General features: G+C 51.0%; 1 pseudogene. It reads left to right on the forward strand.

Features of this window, described 5'->3' with window-relative positions:
- Positions 1 to 661, forward strand: a pseudogene (locus tag MiSe_RS49560) (hypothetical protein); the annotation flags it as partial.

The raw sequence follows: 661 nt of genomic DNA on the forward strand, positions 1-661 counted from the left end.
GTTGGCGATGCTTTGGAATCAATTGCTGTGGGGGATGTTGCTGTTGCGGATATCTCTGGTGTTTCTCCCATAGATGCGACATCAGCTGTTGGCGATGCTTTGGAATCAATTGCTGTGGGGGATGTTGGTGCGACCGCTGACGAAGAGGATGTTGCTGTTGCGGATATCTCTGGTGTTTCTCCCATAGATGCGACATCAGCTGTTGGCGATGCTTTGGAATCAATTGCTGTGGCGGATGTTGGTGCGACCGCTGACGAAGAGGATGTTGCTGTTGCGGATATCTCTGGTGTTTCTCCCATAGATGCGACATCAGCTGTTGGCGATGCTTTGGAATCAATTGCTGTGGGGGATGTTGCTGTTGCGGATATCTCTGGTGTTTCTCCCATAGATGCGACATCAGCTGTTGGCGATGCTTTGGAATCAATTGCTGTGGGGGATGTTGGTGCGACCGCTGACGAAGAGGATGTTGCTGTTGCGGATATCTCTGGTGTTTCTCCCATAGATGCGACATCAGCTGTTGGCGATGCTTTGGAATCAATTGCTGTGGCGGATGTTGGTGCGACCGCTGACGAAGAGGATGTTGCTGTTGCGGATATCTCTGGTGTTTCTCCCATAGATGCGACATCAGCTGTTGGCGATGCTTTGGAATCAATTGCTGTGG

It is taken from the genome of Microseira wollei NIES-4236 (assembly GCF_020521235.1).
GTDB classification, from domain to species: Bacteria; Cyanobacteriota; Cyanobacteriia; order Cyanobacteriales; family Aerosakkonemataceae; genus Microseira; species Microseira wollei.